This is a genomic window from Nonomuraea soli (genome assembly GCF_013761175.1).
Taxonomy (GTDB): Bacteria; Actinomycetota; Actinomycetes; order Streptosporangiales; family Streptosporangiaceae; genus Nonomuraea; species Nonomuraea soli.
In genome coordinates this window covers 365,803-384,731 of sequence record NZ_JACDUR010000003.1, presented here as the reverse complement: position 1 = coordinate 384,731, position 18,929 = coordinate 365,803, and the positions used below count along the sequence as shown (strand labels likewise).

Genomic DNA, 18,929 nt, shown 5'->3' with positions numbered 1-18,929 from the left:
TTCCAGCGCATTGGGAGGAAGGTGATACTTACTGTGACTGCGGACGTTTACTGAGCCCGCGCAGCCACAGTAGAGCGATCACCGAGATGATTGTCAGCCCCAGCCAGTCCAGGAATGTGTACATATGCACCTGGCCGTCCGTGACGGCCGGCACCTGGCCGATACGCAACTGGTCGAACTGCCACTGCCTGCCGGTGAAGACCATGGTGAGGGCGATCGCGATGCCGCGCATCGAGTCCCACAGGGCGTGCAGCACCGAGACGCCCAGATACGCCAGCAGGATCGGGAGCAGCCCCGCCCCCGAGAACAGCACCCCGCCCACGATCGCGGTCCACAGACCGTGTCCCAGGGGCGCCAGCAGCCCGCGCAGCACCTCGGTCTCCACCAGCTGCTGCAGCGACAGGTGGCCGCTCTCGGTGAACATCGCGTTGAAGGCGTAGCCCGCGCTCTCGAAGGCCGCGAAGCCGAAGCCGACCGTGGCGCCCAGGACGAGGCCGTCGCGCAGGGTGCGGTGCCGCAGATGGCGCGCCACGAACAGCAGCGCCAGCAGCTTGACGCCCTCCTCGATGAAGCCGACGCCCATGTACATCCAGATCGACGGCTGCAGCAGCCACGTCTCCAGCAGCGAGGCGCCCAGCACGCCGAGCACGCCGCCCACGATGAAGGCGCGGAAGAGCAGCTCGACCGTGACGTGTTCGGAGCGGCCGCGCTCGTAGGCCCACACGACGAAGGTGACCGGCACCAGGAAGCTGCCCAGGAGCACCACTGTCGGGATGAGGTTGGAGTTGAGTGTCCACATCGTGACGGCGATCGTCGCCACCCACAGGGCCAGCCCGATGAGGAAGACCTTCAGCCAGGATCTCATGCTTGCAGCTCCCCAACGGCTCGGTAGGCGGCGGTGATCGCGGCGTCGGCGTACGCCGCGGGGACGGAGTCTGAGTTGGCGATCGCGATCCGGCCGAAACGCCTTCGTGCCGTCTCCGCCGGGGTGGGTCCGTCCGGGTAGAAGGTGTTCCACGGGCGGCAGTATTCGGGCGCGTACCCGTGCCCCCAGCGGTTGACGGTGATCGCCTCGATGTCCTTGGCGGGATCGAAACCCTGGCCGCCCAGGAGGCGGGTGAGCTGGTCGCGGATCGTGTACTCCAGGAAGGAGTAGTCGGTCTTGATCAGCTCGTGCCGTCCGGCGATCGCGCCCGCGCTCGGGCCCGACTCCGACACGCACGGGGTGGCGATCATGTGGACGTTGATCGGCTCGCCGGGATCCTTCGGGCACTCGTAGCCGGGCATGCTGACCGGGTAGTCGAGCTCGGAGACGCACCAGTAGGCGCCGGTCCACCTGACGTGGTTGATCCCCGCCTTGCGCCAGGCCTCCCAGTTGCGCAGCTGCACCATGGCGTAGAGCAGCGGCATCTTGACCGCCTGCTTCATGGCCGCGGCCTGCTCGGGCGGCAGCGAGGGGACCAGGTAGGGGATGACCATGTTCCAGCAGGCCATGATCACCGCGCCCGCGCGGACGGTCCTGATCTGGTGGCCGTCGTAGTAGCCGACCGTCGCGGTCCTGGCCCCGTCGGGCGAGCCGTCGTTGGCCACCGAGACCACCGGGCTCGACAGGCGGAAGCGCACCCGGTTGCTGGGCAGGTCGAGGCGCGAGTAGTCGAAGGAGGCGGTGGTGATGCCGTCCATCGTGGTGTCGGTGGAGAAGCCGGGGATCATCCGGCCCACCATCATGCGCACCAGGGCCTGGTTGCCCTCGGGGAAGTGGTAGATGTACGGGTCCTCCGCCGTCCACTCCTTGATCATGGAGGGCGAGTTGTACTTCGACGGTTTGCTGTCGTCGAGGCCGAGCTTCTGGAAGCCGGGATAGTTCCAGTCGTCCACGCTGCCCCACGCGTCGATCGCGCCGAAGGCCCTGGTGTCGTAGGCCCACTCGTCGTTCGACATGGTCCGGCAGAACAGCTCCACGTCGGGATGGACCTTGCAGACGTCCAGCAGGAACTGTGAGTAGGTCAGGGAGGCCAGCCGCTCCTGCTTCTGCGCGGGCGACAGTCCCGGGAACCAGTCGCGGGGGTTCTTGTAGAGCATCAGCAGGTCCTTCTTGGCCTGCTCGGCGATCGGCAGCTGGGCAACCAGCCGCTCCTGGGTGAGGCCGGGGGTGAGGCGGACCAGCTTCTCGGTGGAGAAGGTCTCCCTGTCGCACATCACGCTGTCGTACATCTTGAGGTTGTCGTACAGCTTCTGATCGAAGTACTTGTCGAACTTCTTCACGTCGACGTCGAGCTGCTGGAGCAGGCGCTTGCCCTCGGCCGTCCACACGCTCGGCGCCTCCATCGACTGCGAGCCGCCGTAGCCGATGAGCGGGCCGGCGCGGCCGGCAGGGGTGAACTCGTTGCGCCTGGCGTGACCGCCGATCTCGTCGTGGTTGTCGATGATCAGGACCCGGGCGCTCGGATCGCGGCGCAGCCACTCGAAGGCGGCGCTCACCCCGCTGATGCCGCCGCCGACCACGACCAGGTCGTAGTTCTCGCCGGTGAAGTCGGGGCTGCCCGCGTACTCCCAGAAGCGGTCGTCCCGCAGCGCGTGAGGCACGCTGAGGGCCTGGGGGGTGTTGCCCTGGAGACCGTGAAGGGCGGGCGGGAACTTCACGTCTGCCGGCACTTCCAGGCTCTCGGTGCCGATGATGCCGGGCTCGCCCGAGGTGGGACCCGCGCATCCGGCGAGCATGGCCGCGCCCACGGCCATCGCCACGCCGTCGAAGAAGTCGCGGCGCGAGATGCGGCGGTCCATGCCGAGTTCGCGCGCCAGGTGGGGATTGATCTCCATGGCGCGATCATGCGGATGGCTGGCAAATGTCTCAGTACGGCACGCTGCGTTTCGATAAACATTTACCGGTTGCGGGAAAGGGGCTCGGCTAATCGGCGAATCGTCTAACTTCTTGTCGGACTCGTCGGTCGACAGGGGGAAAGCATGAGTAAGTCATTTGCCGCGCTATTTCTGGGTGGCGCGCTTCTTGCCGGTTGTGGCAGTGAATCGCCCGTTCCGGCCGCCGACGCGCGAGCGGCCGCCGCCCCCTCGTCGAAGGACACGAGCGGGCTCGGCGCCGCCCTGCTCGCCGCCCCCGCCGGGATGCAGGTGTCGTACGGGCCCGAGATCGGGCCGTACGGCAGTCTCAAGGCCACCAGGCTCGGCCAGGAGGCCGTGCGCCAGGCCAAGCTCGACCGGCCCGAGTGCGCCTCCACCGGGCAGCTCGATGCCAGCGCTCCTGAGGTGAAGGGCTCTCCGGCGGCGGTCATCGCGTTCGTCTCGCAGACCACCTCGCTCACCCAGTCACTGGTGGAGCTGCCCGAGAACAAGGCGGTCCTGCCGGGGCCGCTGGCCAAGCAGTGCCGCCGCTACCGGGCCGCCGTCGGGGGACAGGCCGTCACCTATGCCACGCAGGAGTTGCGCGTGCCGAAGGTGGGGGATGGGACGCGGGCGTTCCTGACGACCGCGTCCGGCAGCGGGCCGAGCGTGCAGATCGGGTCGGGAGTGGTGCGTCACCGGAATGTCATCATGAGCATTCTCATGGTGGGCTCAAAAGTGAAATACGACGATTTGAACCGTAATATCCGGCAGGCCTACCAGAAACTCGCGACGACCCTTCCCTAGGGCTTCAGGACCAGCTTTCCCGTCGTACGGCGGCCCGCCAGATCCTCCAGGGCCTGGCGGGCATCCTCCAGCTTGTACTCCCCGCCCACGATCGGCCGAAGCGTGCCCGCCAGCGTCATCTCCATCAGCGGCCCGAGCGGGTCGAGCATGCCCGGCAGCCCGATCGAGGCGCCGAGCCAGTAACCCATGACCGCGATGTTGCCCGCGCTGAGGATGCCCGGGTCGATCTTCGACGGCGCGACGCTGCCCGATGTGCCATACGTGATCAGGCGCCCGAACGGAGCCAGCGCGCTCAGCGCCGCGTCGAACACCGGGCCGCCCACCGCGTCGAGCACGATGTCGGCCTTGCGCCCGCCGTTGGCCTCGATCACCCGCTCGGCGTAGCCCTCGGCCTCGCCGTCGATCGCCGCGTCGGCCCCGAGTTCCACGACGAGGGCGCGCTTGTCGTCGCTCGACGCTGTCCCGATCACCCTGCCGGCGCCGAACTCCTTGGCCAGCTGCACCGCCAGCGTGCCCACGCCGCCCGCCGCCGAATTCACCACGACGCTCTCGCCCGGAGCCATCCGCGCCGCCGTCCGCAGCAGGTGCCAGGCCGTCAGGCCCTGCACCAGCAGCGCCAGCGCCTGGCCCGCGCCCAGTTCCTCGGGGATCTCCACCGGGTTCTTCACCACGGCCTTGGAGGCGTAGGCGGCCGAGGCGAACGCCATCACGCGCTGACCGTCCGCGGTGCGGCCGACCACCTCGGAGCCGGGCACGAACGGCAGATCGGGCGGGAGGTAGGCGCCTTCGAGGCGCTTGATGTCGGCGAAGTTGATCCCGGCGGCCTCGACGTCCACGAGGATCTCGCCGGGGCCCGGCACGGGATCGGGCACCTCCGCCGCGGTCAGCACTTCCGGACCGCCCAGGCGCGTGGCATGCATGACTCTCATAGTCGTCACGCTATGCGACGGGTCACCCCGGCGTTACGGCGGGTCATGCCGTACGGGATCTAGATCAGCACGTGGTCGGCGGGGTGGCCGACGAAGGAGAACTGCGCGTTGCGGGTCAGCTTGATGTGGTCGGCCTGCCACGTGTGCATCGAGGCGTCGGCACTGCGCCAGTAGACGAAGTTGAACCGGTCCGACGAGTAGATCTTGACGCCCTCTTCCCTGAGCTTCCTGACCAGCGTCGTGTCCTCGCCCCTGGTGAGGTCGGGGAACGGGTAGCTGCGGAACAGGTCGCGCTTGCCCAGGAAGGTGCCGCCCTGCACCAGCCACGAGTAGCGGTGCTCCAGCCCGGGAAGGCGGAACATCGTGGTGTTGAGCCCCTCGAAGTAGGCGTAGTGGGCGCCCTTGCCGACCAGCTCGGCGTCGGTGTAGTCGAACGAGCGCACCAGGTCCGACAGGTAGTGCTCGCCGTACAGGTTGTCGTCGTCCATCTTGGCGATCAGCTCGCCGTCGGCGTGCGCGATGCCGTGGTTGAGGCAGGCGCCCAGCGACCAGTCGGCCGGCGCGGGGAGCACGACGACGTCGCTGATTCCCGCGGCCCTGGCCTTGTCGCCGACGACCACGGGGTCGATGTCCAGGCCGTGCAGGACCATCACCAGCTGGACGGGCTTGTGGATCTGCTTGGCCACTGAGCCGATGGCGTGCTCGATCTGGCCCGCGCGGTTGGTGGGCAGCACGACCGAGATGCTCCTGGAGCGGGTCTGCGGCCGCTGCCCGAGCAGGCGCAGCACCTGGTCCACGCGGTGCGAGAACAGGTGCTTGTCGAAGACCTCGCGCATCGCCAGGTGGCCCATGCGGGCACGCAGCTCCGGCGAGTTGATCAGGTGGAGGACCTGGTTGTACGACTCGATCGGCTCCCTGGCGATCGGGACGAGGTCGCCGAAGGTCTCCTCGATCGCCCGTGACCAGCCGCTGACCACCGGGGTGGCGCAGGCGCTGAGCTCGAACACGCGCCGCGCGCACATGGTCGGCGAGTCGAGCACGCTGTTGACGTTCAGGAAGACCTTGTACATGCGGTAGGCGGCCAGCATCTGGTCATAGGGCAGCTCGCCCACGATGTGCGGGCGGTACTTCTCCGGCCAGGCGTACTTGTCGTCGACGCTGTCGTTGCGGGCGAAGATGTGCAGGCCGAGCTCGCGGACGGGGTCGATGACCGTCTCCATCTGCTCGCGGCGCTCGGGGTGCTTGTCGCGGAAGTACATGCCCGCGAACACCACGTCGTGCAGGCGGCCCTGCTTCTGCTGCACCGGGTTGTGCACGCGCGGCTGCGCCGCGAACTGGAGCACGTCGACCCGATCGTGTCCCAGCACTTCCCGATATTTCGGGATCATGTCACCGTCGCAGGTGAACACGTAGTCGAACAGCTTCGCCGTGTCGATGAAGAAGTCGAAGTTGGGCGGGTCCTCCTTGTTCCAGAAGACCGTCGGGATGCCCTGCTCCTTGCACCAGGCGACCAGCTCGCGCAGCGGCTCCTTGGGAGCGTTGGTGCCCGTCATCTGGTAGCGCCAGCGGCCCTGGTTGCCGTGCCATGCCGACTCGCAGAACAGCAGGTCGGGCCGCTTCTCGGCGAAGATCTCCGGCCAGTCCTTGAGCCCGAACTCGATCTGGTCCCACTCGTAGCGGAAGGCCATGCGCGAGAAGTCGTCGAGGATGACCGCGACCTTCAGGTCGGGACGGTTGATCGGCCCGGTCGGCCACTTCGCCGGAGGCACCTCGACGGCCGGCCCCTGCTGCCTGAGCTCCTCGGCCACCTCGGCGACCGTCCGCGGCGCCTTGGGCGCCTTGCCCTTGGCCTTGGCGGCCTTGAGCACCTTGCCCGGGCTCTTGGCCGCGATGGCCTCGCCGAGCTTGAAGGCCCGCTTGGCCTGGGTCGCCTCGAGCTTCCAGCCGGCGTACTCGGCCTTGGCCTCGGCGATCTCCAGGCGGCGCTTGAGCTCGGCTACCTCGGCCTCGTACCGCTCGACCAGCTTGCGCTCTTCTGGGAGCCAGTTGATGGGGCCCAGGCGCTGGAAGGTGGGCTCTGCTTCGGGGGTCTCGGCCATGGTGCTCGCCTTATCGCGCTGCGGTGTCCGGATCGGGGGGTCGATTTGTCATGGTACGGCTATCGCAGCGGTGAAGTGGCCGGACGTGGATGTTTGCACGGCACGTCGGCCCTGACGAGCTCGTGGGCGCGTGGGGGTGAGCGTCAGGAACGCGGCCGCAGCCATCGCAAGGCGGCGTCGGCCGGGTCGTCCGGGGTGCTGTTAAAGGCGATCGCCGCGTCGGGGGCGTGCCGCCTGACCAGGTTGACGACCCGCTCGAAGAACTCGAGATACGGATCGTGCTTGCGGATGCCGCCCCCGATGACGACGCACGCGTAGGGGCCGCGCTCCAGCGCCTCGGTGATCGCCGCCTCGGGCTCCTGGCCGACGTCCACGAGGCAGTAGGCGGCGTCGATGCCGTGCTCCTCGAACCGGGCCCGGCCGCGTGCTATCGCGGCGTGGACGGGTTCGGGGTCCCAGTCCGTGAACGTGGCGGGGTCAAGGCCGATCACCAGTACCTGTGCCACTGTCGTGTCTCCTCACCTTGTCATCGGGCCAGTTCCTGCAGGCAGGGCCGGAGCAGGCGTGCGATCTCCTCCGGAGGCACGTCGCGCAGCTCCTCCAGCTCCAGGAGCTGGTGGCCGACCGTCACGCCCAGCATGATCACGGTCATCAGCGCGGCCCGCAGGGATGCGTCGTCGCCGCCGAGGGACGAGCCGATGCGCTCGATCTGGCCCGCGAGCGCCGCGCGTGCCGTCGAGGCGGCCTCCGGGTGGGTGAGCATCGAGCGCAGCATCGCCAGCGACTCCGGCGGCAGCTCGCCCAGTTTCCAGCCCAGCGTGCCCAGGACGTGCTCGACCGGGTCGTCCTCCTGCGGGGTCTGCGCCGTCGTGTGCTCGACCGCCCGGGTGAAGAGCTCCTGCTTGCTGCCGAAGCGCTGCATGACCAGCGCCGGATCGACCTGGGCGGCCGTGGCGACGGCTCTGATCGTGGTCCGCTCGAATCCCCGCTCGGCGAACAGCAGGCGGGCGGCTTCGAGGATGCGCTGCTCGCTGGCGGCTCGGCGCTCCGCGCGGGTGGGGCTCACCCGTTGACTCTACCGGCATTCGCTCTACACTCGTTGAATCAACGTGTGTTGAGTGAAAGAGGTTCCCTCATGGACGTCATCCGCGGCTACTACGACGCGATGCGGCACAAGTCGGCCGACGAGCTCGCCGAGCTCTACGCCGAGGACGCGGTGCACGAGTTCCCGTTCCGCATGGACGGCATGCCGGAGGCCCTCCACGGGCGCGAGCAGATCCGGGCCGCCTACACCGCCACCTGGGGAGCGTCGCCGTTCGACGTCACCGACGTCCGCGACGTCGTCGTCCACCGCGGGCTCGACCCGGAGGTCTTCGTCTCCGAGCACACCGTCGTCGGCACCGTCGCCGGCCAGGTCCTCTCCGTGCCCGGCCTGCTGGTCCTGCGGGTCAGGGACGGGCTGATCGTGCACAACCGCGACTACATGGACGCGACCGCCGTCACCCGGATCCGCCAGGCGGCGTGATCAGAGGTCGAATGCCATCGCTCCGACGATCTGCTGAGTCAGCCCGGTCAGCGAGCCCGCCGGAGCGCCGAGGATGCGCTCGAGAGCCTCCAGGTGCGCCCAGACCAGGCGATGCGCCGCCGCCGTCCGGTCCACCGGGGCGGTGAAGGCGGCGATCAGGTCGTCGCCGAGGTTCAGGCCCATGCCCGCGATGATCGTGGCGGCCTCGTCGGGGTGGGTGACCGCGAACACGCCGTCACCCGCCCCCTGCCGGATGATCGTGGCGAGCAGCGGCGCCTGCCCCCGCACCGCCTGCTCGGCGATGCGCTGCTTGAGCACCGCGTTGTTCTCGTTCCTCCACATGCGCGCGATCGTGGCCAGCTCGTCGGCGTGGGCGGCCTTCCATCCCACGGCGGACAGCAGGTAGCCGCGCAGCCTCGTCATCGCGTCGGCCGCCGGGGCGTCGACGGCCTCGCGCAGCGCCGTGAGCGCGTCGGTGCCCATCGTGTCGACGATGCCGTCGAGCAGCGCGTGCTTGGAGTCGAAGTAGTGGTAGAAGGCGCCCTTGGAGATGTCGAGGGCGGTCAGGATGTCGGAGATCGTCATCTCCTGGTAGCCCTTCTCGCGGATCAGCACGAGGGCCGTGGCCAGGATCTGCGTACGGCGGGCGGCGTACTCCTCCGGCTTGACTCGCCTTGCCATCGCCGACCTCCCGTTGACGCGTCCTGGGGCCAAGCGTAGCGTATAAATAAACCGACCAGCGGTTTATAAATGGAGGCAGGGACATGACTCCGCAACGCACCAAAGTCTTCGCCCGCGTCATCGGGCCCTACGTCGCCGTCTTCACCACCACCATCGCCATCCGGCTGCCCGACATGACCGCCGTGATCGGCGACCTGTTCGCGAGCCCGGCCCTGGTGTGGACGCTGGGCGCCGTCATGCTCGCCGGAGGGCTCGTGATCATCGGCGGTCACCGGCACTGGCGCGGCGCCGCGGCGATCACGGTGTCGCTGTTCGGGTGGTTCGTCGCCCTGCGCGGGCTGGCGCTGATCGCCAGCACGTCGATGGTGGAACAGACCGTTCAGGCGGTCAGCCTGAGCTCCACGGCGCAGGCCGTGGCCAGGATCGGCTTCGCGCTGCTCGCGGCCGTGGGGCTGTGGCTGGCCTGGGTGGGGTGGTTCTCGAAGGAGAATCGGGTGCAGGCCTAGTTGTCATCCGCCGGGGGGTTTGCGATGGTCGTTCGCCGGGTCGTGCCGAACGTGCAGACGAGTGACGTGCAGGAGAGCCGGGAGTTCTACGGGCTCCTGGGGTTCGAGGAGGTCATGAACCACGGCTGGATCATGACGCTCGCCTCCCCGTCCGCGCCGCACGCGCAGGTCAGCTTCATGGCCCAGGACAAGACCGCGCCCGTCGCGCCCGACCTGAGCGTCGAGGTCGACGACGTCGACGCGGCGTACGCCGCCGTTCAGGAGAGCGGGGCCGAGATCGTGCATCCCCTGCAGGACGAGGAGTGGGGCGTACGGCGGTTCTTCGTGCGCGACCCCAACGGCCGGGTCGTCAACGTGCTGGGCCATCGATGAGGCCCTTGCCGGCGAGGGTCCTGGCCTGCCCGTCGTGGATGTCGGTGACCCACTCCCAGCCCGGCCTGGCCGCCGGGCCGATCCGGGGATCGTCGGGGGTGACGCCCTCGCGCAGGGCCAGCAGGTACGCCCGGTCCAGCTCGATCTGCGCGCGCAGCCGATCGGCTCCGCCCGGCGATCCGTGGCCCGGGACGAAGACGTCGACCTCGACCGCCACCTCCTCGAACAGGCGCAGCGTGGCGAGGTAGTCGCCGATCGGGTCGGCGGTGTCGGTGTCGAGCATCGGGACGAAGACGTCGGACAGCATGTCGCCGACCACGAGCACCCTGCTCTCCTCGACCAGCAGCGCCGCGTGGCCGGGAGCATGGGCCTGGTGCTCCATGACCCGGACTCGGGGGCCGTCCCAGGGAAGGTAAGCGGTGCCCTCAGGAAGGCCGGTGATGAGGCCGAACAGGTCGGCAGGCGTCTCGTCGGCGATCTCCGGCGGCAGCCCCTCGACGAAGCGGGCCTTCCAGTCGGCGTGCGACAGCAGTTCCTCAAGGTAGGCCGCGCAGCGGGCGGTGCCGTACCGGGGCGGCCTGCCGTACTCTGCGTGCCAGAGCGCGTGGTCCCAGTCGGGATGCGTGGCGAAGCCCGCCACCACGGGCTGGCCCAGCCGGCGAAGGCCGTCCGCGACGGAGAGCATCTCGCCTTCCGTGATCCCGGGATCGACCAGCAACACCCCTTTACGGCCCCGCACGACGACGGTGTTGTTCTGCAGCAACTCGCTCTGGTGGGTGTAGACCCCCTCCGCGACCTGGTTCAGCACGGGCCTGCCTCCTTCGCGTCCTGGACGGCGTAACGATGCATCGTGACCCCCTGGGGGAACGACCGCTGCTCCAGCAGGTCGAGATCGATCGGTACGTCGTAGTCGTCGAACAGCGGCCTGCCGAAGCCGAGGATCGCGGGATGGGTGAACAGCAGCAGCTCGTCGAGCAGGCCCGCCCTCAGCAACTGCGTCGCGAGCCCCGCGCCGCCCACGCTGATGTCGCCGCCGGTTTCCGCGCGCAGGGCGGCGAGCCGCTCGATCGCGTCGTCGCCGCCGATGACCGTGGTGTTGTGATCGGCGCTGTTGCGGGTGCGGGACACGAGCACCTTGGGCTTGGCGGTCCAGATCTCGCCGTACTCACGCATGTAGCCGGGCACCGACATGTCCTCGTGAGCCCGTGGCCAGAACTCCTCCATGACCTCGTAGTACACGCGGCCGTGGACCATGAGCGTGAGCGCCCGCGTCATCGCGTTGGCCGCGCGGTGCAGCTCCTCCCCGAGGCGCAGCCACTCGCCGGCGCCGTTGTCGCCGGGCACCTGCTCGATCCGCAGGTCGAGGGAGACCTGCATCGAATAGACGAAGCGGCCCATCCAGTCCCTCTTCTCGACTAGTGATTGCGTTTTGCAATCACTATAGTGAGGGCGAAAACCGTGTCAAGGAGGGGTCGTGGAACCACGGTCGGGGTGCCCGATCAACGCCGCCGTCGAGGTGCTCGGGGACCGCTGGTCGCTGCTCGTGCTGCGCGACGTCATCTTCGGAGACCGGCGCTACTTCCGGGCGCTGCTCACGGGGTCGCTGGAGGGGATCGCCTCGAACATCCTCGCCGACCGTCTCGTACGGCTCGTCGAGGCGGGCATCCTCACCCGCGGCACCGCCGTACGAGGTCAACGCGCGCGCTACAGCCTGACGGAGGCGGGGATCCAGACGCTGCCGATCATCTACGCCCTGGGGAACTGGGGGCTCGACTGGCGCCAGGGAAGCGCTGAGCTGAGGGTTCGGCAGGAGGTCATGCGGGCCGAGGGGGCGGGGTTCGTGGAGGAGCTGATGGACGAGCTGCGGGTGCGCCACCTGGGGGCCACATCGAAGGCGCACGACGGGCCAGGAGCGTTCGAGCGCCTGAACGCGGCCTACGCGGCGGCGGCGGCGGAACAGGGGGACGCGAAGTGAGGTAGGCGCGCCGCGCCGCGGCCACAGTGAGAAGCCCCCAGCCCGAGCAGGACCGGGGGCGCGTACGGAAGATCGCTTAAGGCGTCACCCGGTTGTGGGCCGCAGGGGCGAGGTTGTCGCCGTGCAGCCACGACGCGATGACGCGGGCGATGCGCGGCCCGGCCTGTCCGTCCCACATCACCGGCAGCTCCTCGGCCGGGATGGCCGCCCCGTCCGACAGCACCTTGGAGGCCGCAGCCGGAAGCAGGGCCGGGGTGACCAGCCGGTTGGTCCCGTGCGACACGGTGATCGGCCGCTCGGTGTTGGGCCGTACGGTGAGGCACGGCACCCCGAGCACCGTGGTCTCCTCCTGGACGCCGCCGGAGTCGGTCACCACGAGCGCGGCCCCGCGTACGAGCGACAGGAAGTCCACGTACCCCAGCGGGTCGATCACGTAGACCGACGGCGAGGTGACGAGGCCGGCCTCGGCGAGGCGGGTGCGGCCGCGCGGGTGGATCGGGATCACGAGCGGGATCTGCTCCGACACCTCCAGCACCGCGTCCACGAGTTCGCGGGCGGCCTCGGGCGAGTCGACGTTGGCCGGACGGTGCAGGGTGGCGACGGCGTAGCGCGGCGGGAGGCCGAGGCGCTTGACGACCGGTGACGGGTCGAGCGCGGGCAGCGCGCCGAAGAGGCTGTCGATCATGGGGTTGCCCACAAGGTGGACCTTGCGCGGGTCGATGCCCTCGGACGCCAGGTAGGACAGGGCATCGGGCGAGGTGGCGAAGAGCAGCTCCGACAGCGAGTCGGTGACGATGCGGTTGACCTCTTCCGGCATGGTCCGGTCGAAGGAACGCAGTCCTGCCTCGACGTGGGCGGTCGGGATGCCGAGCTTGGCGCAGACGAGGATGGCGGCGAGGGTGGAGTTGACGTCGCCGTAGACGACGACGAGGTCGGGCGTGTGCTCCAGGACGACGCCTTCGAGGCCGATGAGGAGGGCGGCGGTCTGCTGGGCGTGGGTGCCGGATCCGACGCCGAGGTTGGCGATGGGCTCGGGCAGGCCGAGGTCGGCGAAGAACACGTCGGACATCAGCGCGTCGTAGTGCTGGCCGGTGTGGATGATGCCCTGTCGGACCCCCAGAGAGTCCAGTGCGCGGACCACCGGGGCGGCCTTCGGGAAGTTCGGCCGGGCACCCAGCACGTGCAGGACCAGGGGGTTTTCCCTCATCTACCTCGCCTTTCAGATTTGTCGAGCGGAGGGGGGCAAATCGTTGCCTATGGTACGGTCACCGACGTGGTATCCGACCCAAGACGTCCAATTTCTGCCAAGTCGGCGAAGGCAGGCGTGGGCGGGCTCGTCAAGGGCTTCTTCCAGCATCCGGTGATCGTCTCTCGCGTCGTCGTCGCGAAGGTCAAGTCCGATCCGTTGCGGGTGGCCCAGGCGGCCGCCGACGCCCTTCCGCCGAGACTGCGTCCCATCGTGGGCAAGGTCGCCTGGCCCGCCGCCCGTGGGGCGCGCAGGCTGGTGCGCAAGGTCGGCATGCGCATGATCCAGGCGCCCTGGAACGAGGCGAAGGACCTGTGGGAGAAGGGCCGCGTGACCGAGGCGGCCAAGGTGCTCGACCCCCACGCCAAGTACCCGTTCGTCAAGCGCCGGGCCCAGTACTACCGGGGCGAGCTGGCCGCGATCAGCCCTGACCCGATTCCGCCGGGCCCGAAGGTCGCCGTGTCCGACAGGGTCAAGGGCCGGGTGCTTCACCTGGTGACCAACGCTCTGCCGTACACGCAGGCCGGTTACACCGTGCGCACGCACAGGATCGTGACCTCGCAGAAGGCCAAGGGCCTGGACCCGCACGTGGTGACCAGCTGGGGCTGGCCGATGATGCAGGGCCACGCGATGGCCGAGCCGTTCGAGGAGATCGACGGCATCCCGTACCACCGTCTGCTGCCGGGCGGCGGCGACGTGCCGTTCGAGATGCGCGGGCGCATCATCAGGGGTGCCGAGGACGTCACCAGGCTGGTCACCTCCCTCAGGCCGCAGGTGCTGCACGCGGCCACCGACCACCGTAACGGTTCGGTGGCGCATGCCGTACGCGACAGGACGGGCACGCCGTTCGTCTACGAGGTGCGCGGCTTCCTGGAGGAGACCTGGGCCTCGCGCGATCCCGACCGGGTCGGCAGCGAGCGGCACGTGCTGCAGCGCGAGCGTGAGGCGTTCCTCATGCGCGAGGCGGACGCCGTGGTCACGCTGGCCGAGACGATGGCCGTGGAGATCGTGGAGCGCGGCGTCCCGCGCGAGAAGATCTACCTGGCGCCGAACGCGGTGGACGACTCGCTGCTGACGGCGGAGTACGACGGCGAGGCGTTCCGCCGCCAGATGGGGATCGTTCCCACCGACATCGTCGTGGGTTCCGTGTCGAGCATCGTCGCCTACGAGGGCTTCGCGACCTTGCTGCACGCGGCGGCGCTGCTGCGCGACCAGGGCACGCCGATCAAGGTCCTGATCGTGGGCGACGGGGCCGAGCGGGAGAACCTGCTCGCGATAGTGAACGAACTGAAGCTGGACGCCCTCCTGCCAGGACGGGTGGGTCCCGAGGAGGCCCTGCAGGCGCAGGCGGCGATCGACATCTTCGCCTGCCCCCGCGAGGACCTGCGGGTTTGCCGACTCGTTACGCCATTGAAACCCGTCGAGGCGATGGCGCTCGGCAAGCCCGTCGTGCTCAGCGATCTGCCCGCTCTGAGCGAGCTCGTGGGCTCGGACGGGGCGGGTGCGCTGGTCAGGCCGGGCGACCCGGCCGAGCTCGCCAAGGCGCTCGCCGAGCTGCGTGAGGACCCGGCGCGCCGGGCCGAGATGGGTCAGGCGGGCAAGGCGGAAGTGGCCGCCAAGCGCACTTGGGGACGTGTTGCTGAGACATACCGGGGTCTGTATGAGTCGCTTGCCATTTGATCACCCTGTCGCATCTGACGGTTTCCTTAGCATTAGGCGTGAGCTAGGTGGACTTGAGATAACCTTTGCGACCATGAAGTGTTCTAAGGCGATGTCGTGACAGATTTCGACCTGGCCGTCATCGGACTGGGCTACGTCGGCATGCCCCTCGCCAAGGAGGCAGTGGCCGCTGGGCTGCGCGTCGTCGGCTACGACGTCGACCCGCGCAAGATCGACGCGCTCAACTCCGGACGCTCCTACATCGACGACCTGACCGACGCGGACCTCGAGCACATGCTGGCCAACGGGTTCAGCGCGACGCTCGACGAGACCGTGCTCGCCACGAGCGCGACGATCGTGATCTGCGTCCCGACCCCGCTCGACGAGGACCACCGCCCGGACCTGTCCGCCGTGGAAGGCGCCACCGGCGCCGTGGCGCGCAACCTCACCAAGGGCACCCTGGTCGTGCTGGAGTCCACCACCTGGCCGGGCACCACCGACGAGGTGGCCCGCCCGATCCTGGAGAGCGGCGGCCTGACCGCCGGCGCCGACTTCCACCTGGCCTTCTCGCCCGAGCGCATCGACCCGGGCAACCCCAAGTTCGGCCTGCGCAACACCCCCAAGGTCGTCGGCGGCTTCACCTCCGCCTGCCGCGACCGGGCGTCGGAGTTCTACGCGCAGCTGGTCGAGCAGGTCGTCCCGGTGAGCGGCACCCGCGAGGCGGAGATGGCCAAGCTCCTGGAGAACACCTACCGGCACGTCAACATCGCCCTCGTCAACGAGATGGCGATCTTCTGCGACGAGCTCGGCATCAACCTGTGGGAGTCGATCGAGGCCGCGGCGACCAAGCCGTTCGGCTTCCAGAAGTTCCTGCCGGGACCGGGCGTCGGCGGGCACTGCATCCCCGTCGACCCGTCGTACCTCTCCTACACCGTGCGCAAGCTCGGCTACCCCTTCCGCTTCGTGGAGCTGGCGCAGGAGATCAACGAGCGCATGCCGTCGTACGTGGTCAACCGCGTACAGCGCCTGCTCAACCGCCACAAGAAGGCCGTGAACGGTGCGAAGGTCGTCCTGCTGGGCGTGACCTACAAGCCCGACATCGCCGACGAGCGCGAGACCCCGGCCCTGCCGGTGGCCCGCGCGCTGCTGGAGCTGGGCGCCGAGCTCAGCTTCGTCGATCCTCACGTCAGGGAGTGGAAGGTCGACGGCGCCCAGGTGCCGCGTCAGGAGGATCTCGCCGAGGCCGTGGAAGACGCGGACGTGACGCTGCTCCTGCAGCAGCACGCCGCCTTCGACCTCGACCTCATCGAGTCCAAGGCCCGGCTCGTGCTCGACACCCGCGGTGTGCTCACCGAGGGTGAACGCATCGAGCGGCTCTAGCGACAGGAGGGCTGCGCTCAGTGCACGTGCTCGTCATGACGGTGGTGCATCACCCCGAGGACGCCCGGATCCTGCATCGGCAGATCCGTGCGCTCGTCGATGCCGGTCATGAAGTCACGTACGCCGCGCCGTACACCGCCCGCGGTGTGGTTCCGCGACCCTGGGTGACCGGGGTGGACCTGCCGCGGGCCGCCGAGCGCAAGCGCCTGTCGGCGGTCATGGCCGCGCGCAAGCTGTTCAAGCAGATGCGCAACAAGGTCGACCTGGTGCTCATCCACGACCCCGAGCTGCTGTTCGCGGTCTGGGGCGTGCGCAACCGTCCGCCGACCATCTGGGACGTGCACGAGGACAACCCGGCCGCGATGTCGCTGAAGCCGTGGCTGCCCGCGATGTTGCGGCCTCCCGTCCGCGCCCTGGTGCGCATGCTGGAGAGTACGGCGGAGCGGAAGCTGCACCTGCTGCTGGCCGAGACGGCCTACGCGGGGCGCTTCAAGGAAGCCCACCTGATCGTGCCCAACGAGACCTGGGTGCCCGACTCCGTCACCCCTCCCGGAGACGACCGGGTGGTCTACCTGGGCTGGATGTCCTGGGCCCGTGGGGTCCAGGAGGCGGTCGAGGTGGCCAGGCTGCTGCAGCCGTACAAGATCTCCGTGGAGCTGATCGGCTACGCCGACCCGCAGTCGCGCCCGATGCTCAACCAGGCGGTCCAGGACGGCCTGCTGGAGTGGCGCGACTTCATGCCCAACGACGAGGCGCTCAAGCGGCTCGACGGCGCCCTGGCGGGCCTGTCGCTGCTGCACGACGAGCCCAACTACCGGCACTCGATGCCGACCAAGATCGTGGAGTACATGGCGCACGGCATCCCCGTCATCACGACCCCCTCGCCGCGGGCCGTCGAGCTCGTGGAGCGCTACGACAGCGGCGTGGTCGTGCCGTGGCAGGACCCGAAGGCCGTGGCCCAGGCCGTACTGACCCTGCGTGACGACGAGCGCGAGCGCAAGGCGCAGGGCGCGCGCGGCTACTCCTCGGCCAGGGCCAACCACCACTGGCCGAACTCGGCGCGCCGGTTCGTCGCCCAGCTCGAGACCTGGGCCGGGGTGCTGAAGTAGCGGTGCGCTGGCTCATCGGGCTGCTCGGCGCGGCCATCATCGCCGCGGTCGCCGCCGTGGTGATGGTCCTGCCCGGCGCCGAGAAACCGCCGGTCAAGGTCAGCGAGAAGAGCACGGCCACGCCGTCCTCGTCCGCGAAGCCCACGGCGATGCCCTCGCCGACCACGACCGAGATCCGCGACGAGTGCGGCACCTTCAAGACCACTGAGAAGGTCCGCTACGCGATCACCGGCTACTGGATCACCCCGTCGACCAACCCCTGCACGTGGCGCCACCAGATGGAGGACATCCACCTGGTGGGCGGCGACACGGTGATCAGGATCGGGTACGGCATGCAGCACCGTGCCATCAAGGACGGCCTGCTGCTGAAGAACGGCGAGGTCGACCCGATGTTCGAGGGTTGCCAGGAGAACGGGCGCACCTGCCTCCAGGCCGCCCAGGACGAGCTGAAGCAGGCGAACCCCGGCAACCGCATCAAGCATGTCTACGCCTACCGCACCGACGAGTCGTTCGGCCCCTCGATCTTCCGCTGCCCGCAGATGGAACGCGTCATCCCCGGCGAGGGCAAGCGGGCCTACTTCCGCCTCGTGGCCCCCTCCGACGGCTCCGACTCGGCCACCTGCGACTTCACCGAGGCCCAGGACTACGACGTCATCCTGATCGCCGCCTCCAAGACCGACAGCCTCGAACAGCTGCTGGCGCTCGGCGAGCAGTTCGGCGTGCAGGTCTTCCCCGCCCTGCCCCTGGCCCCGCGCGACCCGGACCGGCCCATCCGCGCCGACCCCGAACACCTCAACGCCCTGACCACGCTGACCCGGCGCATCCTGCAGGACTACGGCGCGCGCTTCAAGGACAACATCGCGCTCGGCGGCGTCTACCAGCCGTTCGAGGTGCAGATGACGGCCGCGCTGGAGAGCAACCCGACGCTCGACGTCTTCAGGGAGCAGCACCTGCTCGTGCAGCAGGAGCTGTCGGCCGACAAGCAGATCCTGATCTCCCCGTACATCGACGCCCGCAAGCGCGTCGACCACGGCCAGAGCCCCGCCCAGGTCGCGGCCGGATTCAGGGCCCTGGCCGCGACGGGCGTGGGCATCATCGTGCCCCAGGACGGCCGCGGCACCGGCAAGGGCGCGCTCTACTGGCCCGACGAGCGAGACGACCCGGTCGACGCCAGCCTCAAGCCGGTGGTCGGCGACGCCACCTTCGGCACCGCCTACCGAGGCTCGACCCGCGAGTACTTCCGCGCCATGGCCGACGTCCGCGACCAGCTCATCGAGCAGGGCGACGACGTGGAGCTGTGGGCCAACGTGGAGGCGTTCGAGCCGTCGGGCACCGAACCCTGCGCCGCCCAGGGCACCCGCGGCAAGACCACCAAGGAACGCCTGGACCAGGCCGTCGCCATGACCGGGCGCTACGTGCAGAAGGTCGTCTCCTACATGTGGAGCGACTTCTACACCTGCGGCAGCCCGTCGCTCCAGGACGAACTGCTGTCGGACGCCGACCGGCCGATCGCCGTCGACGCCATCCGCTCGCCCGACAACGGCGCGGACGGCGTGCGCCTGCGCGGCTACGAGCTGGAGAGCGGCGGCGTCATCACCGTGACCTGGGAGGGCGGCGAGGCGACGCTGCCCATCATCGAGGCCGTGGAGGCCCTGGAGGACCAGGGCGAGGGCGTGATGGAGACGTGGGTGCCGTTCGACTGGCGCCAGGTGCCCAAGGGCTCGTGGGTGCGGATCGGCGTCGGCACGATGAACGGCAAACAGGCATCGGAGCCTCTGCACGTCCGCATCCAGTAACGTGCCT

19 protein-coding genes are annotated in these 18,929 nt (G+C 69.1%); 9 read left to right on the top strand and 10 right to left on the bottom strand.

Features of this window, described 5'->3' with window-relative positions:
- Window positions 1-28: 28 nt before the first annotated feature.
- Together HNR30_RS14490 and HNR30_RS14485 are read right to left on the bottom strand one after the other, a co-directional pair.
- Window positions 29-865 (bottom strand): PrsW family intramembrane metalloprotease, encoded by an 837-nt coding sequence (locus HNR30_RS14490; RefSeq protein WP_181610367.1) that lies wholly within the window; start codon window positions 863-865, stop codon window positions 29-31.
- On the bottom strand, window positions 862-2,820 hold the full coding sequence (locus tag HNR30_RS14485) for an NAD(P)-binding protein (RefSeq protein ID WP_246378570.1): 1,959 nt from the start codon (window positions 2,818-2,820) through the stop codon (window positions 862-864). Before HNR30_RS14485 ends, HNR30_RS14490 begins: the two co-directional genes overlap by 4 nt.
- 144 nt (window positions 2,821-2,964) lie before the next feature.
- Between HNR30_RS14485 and HNR30_RS14480 the strand changes: the two genes are divergently transcribed.
- Window positions 2,965-3,645 (top strand): hypothetical protein, encoded by a 681-nt coding sequence (locus HNR30_RS14480; RefSeq protein ID WP_181610366.1) that lies wholly within the window; start codon window positions 2,965-2,967, stop codon window positions 3,643-3,645.
- Here the strand turns inward: HNR30_RS14480 and HNR30_RS14475 are convergent.
- From HNR30_RS14475 to HNR30_RS14460, 4 genes are all read right to left on the bottom strand, one after another.
- Window positions 3,642-4,574 carry a quinone oxidoreductase family protein gene (locus tag HNR30_RS14475; protein ID WP_181610365.1) on the bottom strand — a complete coding sequence of 311 codons (933 nt, stop codon included), beginning with the start codon at window positions 4,572-4,574 and terminating at the stop codon, window positions 3,642-3,644. The two genes, HNR30_RS14480 and HNR30_RS14475, sit on opposite strands and share 4 nt — an antisense overlap.
- Before the next feature lie 59 nt (window positions 4,575-4,633).
- Window positions 4,634-6,673, bottom strand: a complete 2,040-nt coding sequence (locus HNR30_RS14470; protein ID WP_181610364.1) for a glycosyltransferase family protein — start codon at window positions 6,671-6,673, stop codon at window positions 4,634-4,636.
- A 143-nt stretch (window positions 6,674-6,816) separates the two neighbouring features.
- Window positions 6,817-7,179, bottom strand: a complete 363-nt coding sequence (locus HNR30_RS14465; protein ID WP_181610363.1) for a hypothetical protein — start codon at window positions 7,177-7,179, stop codon at window positions 6,817-6,819.
- A gap of 20 nt (window positions 7,180-7,199) precedes the next feature.
- Window positions 7,200-7,739 (bottom strand): TetR/AcrR family transcriptional regulator, encoded by a 540-nt coding sequence (locus tag HNR30_RS14460; protein ID WP_181610362.1) that lies wholly within the window; start codon window positions 7,737-7,739, stop codon window positions 7,200-7,202.
- Window positions 7,740-7,808: 69 nt separating this feature from the next.
- Between HNR30_RS14460 and HNR30_RS14455 the strand changes: the two genes are divergently transcribed.
- Window positions 7,809-8,198 (top strand): nuclear transport factor 2 family protein, encoded by a 390-nt coding sequence (locus HNR30_RS14455; protein WP_181610361.1) that lies wholly within the window; start codon window positions 7,809-7,811, stop codon window positions 8,196-8,198.
- On the opposite strand, the gene HNR30_RS14450 is transcribed toward HNR30_RS14455, so the two are convergent.
- Entirely contained in the window at window positions 8,199-8,879 is a 681-nt protein-coding gene (locus HNR30_RS14450) for a TetR/AcrR family transcriptional regulator (protein ID WP_181610360.1), read from the bottom strand.
- 83 nt (window positions 8,880-8,962) lie between these two features.
- On the opposite strand from HNR30_RS14450, the gene HNR30_RS14445 reads away from it, so the two are divergent.
- Together HNR30_RS14445 and HNR30_RS14440 are read left to right on the top strand one after the other, a co-directional pair.
- Window positions 8,963-9,385 carry a hypothetical protein gene (locus tag HNR30_RS14445; protein WP_181610359.1) on the top strand — a complete coding sequence of 141 codons (423 nt, stop codon included), beginning with the start codon at window positions 8,963-8,965 and terminating at the stop codon, window positions 9,383-9,385.
- A 24-nt stretch (window positions 9,386-9,409) separates the two neighbouring features.
- Window positions 9,410-9,757 carry a VOC family protein gene (locus HNR30_RS14440; RefSeq protein WP_181610358.1) on the top strand — a complete coding sequence of 116 codons (348 nt, stop codon included), beginning with the start codon at window positions 9,410-9,412 and terminating at the stop codon, window positions 9,755-9,757.
- Here HNR30_RS14440 and HNR30_RS14435 read toward each other — a convergent pair.
- Window positions 9,735-10,565 (bottom strand): MBL fold metallo-hydrolase, encoded by an 831-nt coding sequence (locus HNR30_RS14435; protein WP_181610357.1) that lies wholly within the window; start codon window positions 10,563-10,565, stop codon window positions 9,735-9,737. The genes HNR30_RS14440 and HNR30_RS14435 overlap by 23 nt on opposite strands.
- Complete coding sequence (locus HNR30_RS14430; protein WP_181610356.1) at window positions 10,559-11,155, bottom strand: dihydrofolate reductase family protein; 597 nt, start codon at window positions 11,153-11,155, stop codon at window positions 10,559-10,561. Before HNR30_RS14430 ends, HNR30_RS14435 begins: the two co-directional genes overlap by 7 nt.
- A 76-nt stretch (window positions 11,156-11,231) precedes the next feature.
- Here HNR30_RS14430 and HNR30_RS14425 point away from each other — a divergent pair, with 76 nt between their 5' ends.
- Window positions 11,232-11,732, top strand: a complete 501-nt coding sequence (locus HNR30_RS14425) for a winged helix-turn-helix transcriptional regulator (protein WP_181610355.1) — start codon at window positions 11,232-11,234, stop codon at window positions 11,730-11,732.
- Window positions 11,733-11,808: 76 nt separating this feature from the next.
- Here HNR30_RS14425 and wecB read toward each other — a convergent pair whose 3' ends face one another.
- Entirely contained in the window at window positions 11,809-12,939 is a 1,131-nt protein-coding gene (wecB, locus tag HNR30_RS14420) for a non-hydrolyzing UDP-N-acetylglucosamine 2-epimerase (RefSeq protein WP_181610354.1), read from the bottom strand.
- 117 nt (window positions 12,940-13,056) lie between these two features.
- Between wecB and HNR30_RS14415 the strand changes: the two genes are divergently transcribed.
- From HNR30_RS14415 to HNR30_RS14400, 4 genes are all read left to right on the top strand, one after another.
- A complete protein-coding gene (locus HNR30_RS14415; RefSeq protein WP_312894407.1) occupies window positions 13,057-14,658 on the top strand; it encodes a glycosyltransferase family 4 protein in 1,602 nt (533 codons plus the stop codon).
- Window positions 14,659-14,754: 96 nt separating this feature from the next.
- Window positions 14,755-16,017, top strand: a complete 1,263-nt coding sequence (locus HNR30_RS14410; RefSeq protein ID WP_181610352.1) for a nucleotide sugar dehydrogenase — start codon at window positions 14,755-14,757, stop codon at window positions 16,015-16,017.
- 20 nt (window positions 16,018-16,037) lie between these two features.
- Window positions 16,038-17,126 (top strand): glycosyltransferase, encoded by a 1,089-nt coding sequence (locus HNR30_RS14405; protein WP_181610351.1) that lies wholly within the window; start codon window positions 16,038-16,040, stop codon window positions 17,124-17,126.
- Window positions 17,127-17,128: 2 nt separating this feature from the next.
- Window positions 17,129-18,922 carry a DUF4434 domain-containing protein gene (locus HNR30_RS14400; RefSeq protein ID WP_181610350.1) on the top strand — a complete coding sequence of 598 codons (1,794 nt, stop codon included), beginning with the start codon at window positions 17,129-17,131 and terminating at the stop codon, window positions 18,920-18,922.
- Window positions 18,923-18,929 lie beyond the last annotated feature (7 nt).

Excerpts from the sequence above, each read along its gene's own strand:
- HNR30_RS14490 (WP_181610367.1), bottom strand. The coding sequence starts at position 865 with ATGAGATCCTGGCTGAAGGTCTTCCTCATCGGGCTGGCCCTGTGGGTG.
- HNR30_RS14450 (WP_181610360.1), bottom strand. The coding sequence starts at position 8,879 with ATGGCAAGGCGAGTCAAGCCGGAGGAGTACGCCGCCCGCCGTACGCAG.
- HNR30_RS14445 (WP_181610359.1), top strand. The coding sequence starts at position 8,963 with ATGACTCCGCAACGCACCAAAGTCTTCGCCCGCGTCATCGGGCCCTAC.
- wecB (WP_181610354.1), bottom strand. The coding sequence starts at position 12,939 with ATGAGGGAAAACCCCCTGGTCCTGCACGTGCTGGGTGCCCGGCCGAAC.
- HNR30_RS14480 (WP_181610366.1), top strand. The coding sequence starts at position 2,965 with ATGAGTAAGTCATTTGCCGCGCTATTTCTGGGTGGCGCGCTTCTTGCC.
- HNR30_RS14485 (WP_246378570.1), bottom strand. The coding sequence starts at position 2,820 with ATGGAGATCAATCCCCACCTGGCGCGCGAACTCGGCATGGACCGCCGC.
- HNR30_RS14470 (WP_181610364.1), bottom strand. The coding sequence starts at position 6,673 with ATGGCCGAGACCCCCGAAGCAGAGCCCACCTTCCAGCGCCTGGGCCCC.
- HNR30_RS14440 (WP_181610358.1), top strand. The coding sequence starts at position 9,410 with ATGGTCGTTCGCCGGGTCGTGCCGAACGTGCAGACGAGTGACGTGCAG.
- HNR30_RS14430 (WP_181610356.1), bottom strand. The coding sequence starts at position 11,155 with ATGGGCCGCTTCGTCTATTCGATGCAGGTCTCCCTCGACCTGCGGATC.
- HNR30_RS14455 (WP_181610361.1), top strand. The coding sequence starts at position 7,809 with ATGGACGTCATCCGCGGCTACTACGACGCGATGCGGCACAAGTCGGCC.
- HNR30_RS14475 (WP_181610365.1), bottom strand. The coding sequence starts at position 4,574 with ATGAGAGTCATGCATGCCACGCGCCTGGGCGGTCCGGAAGTGCTGACC.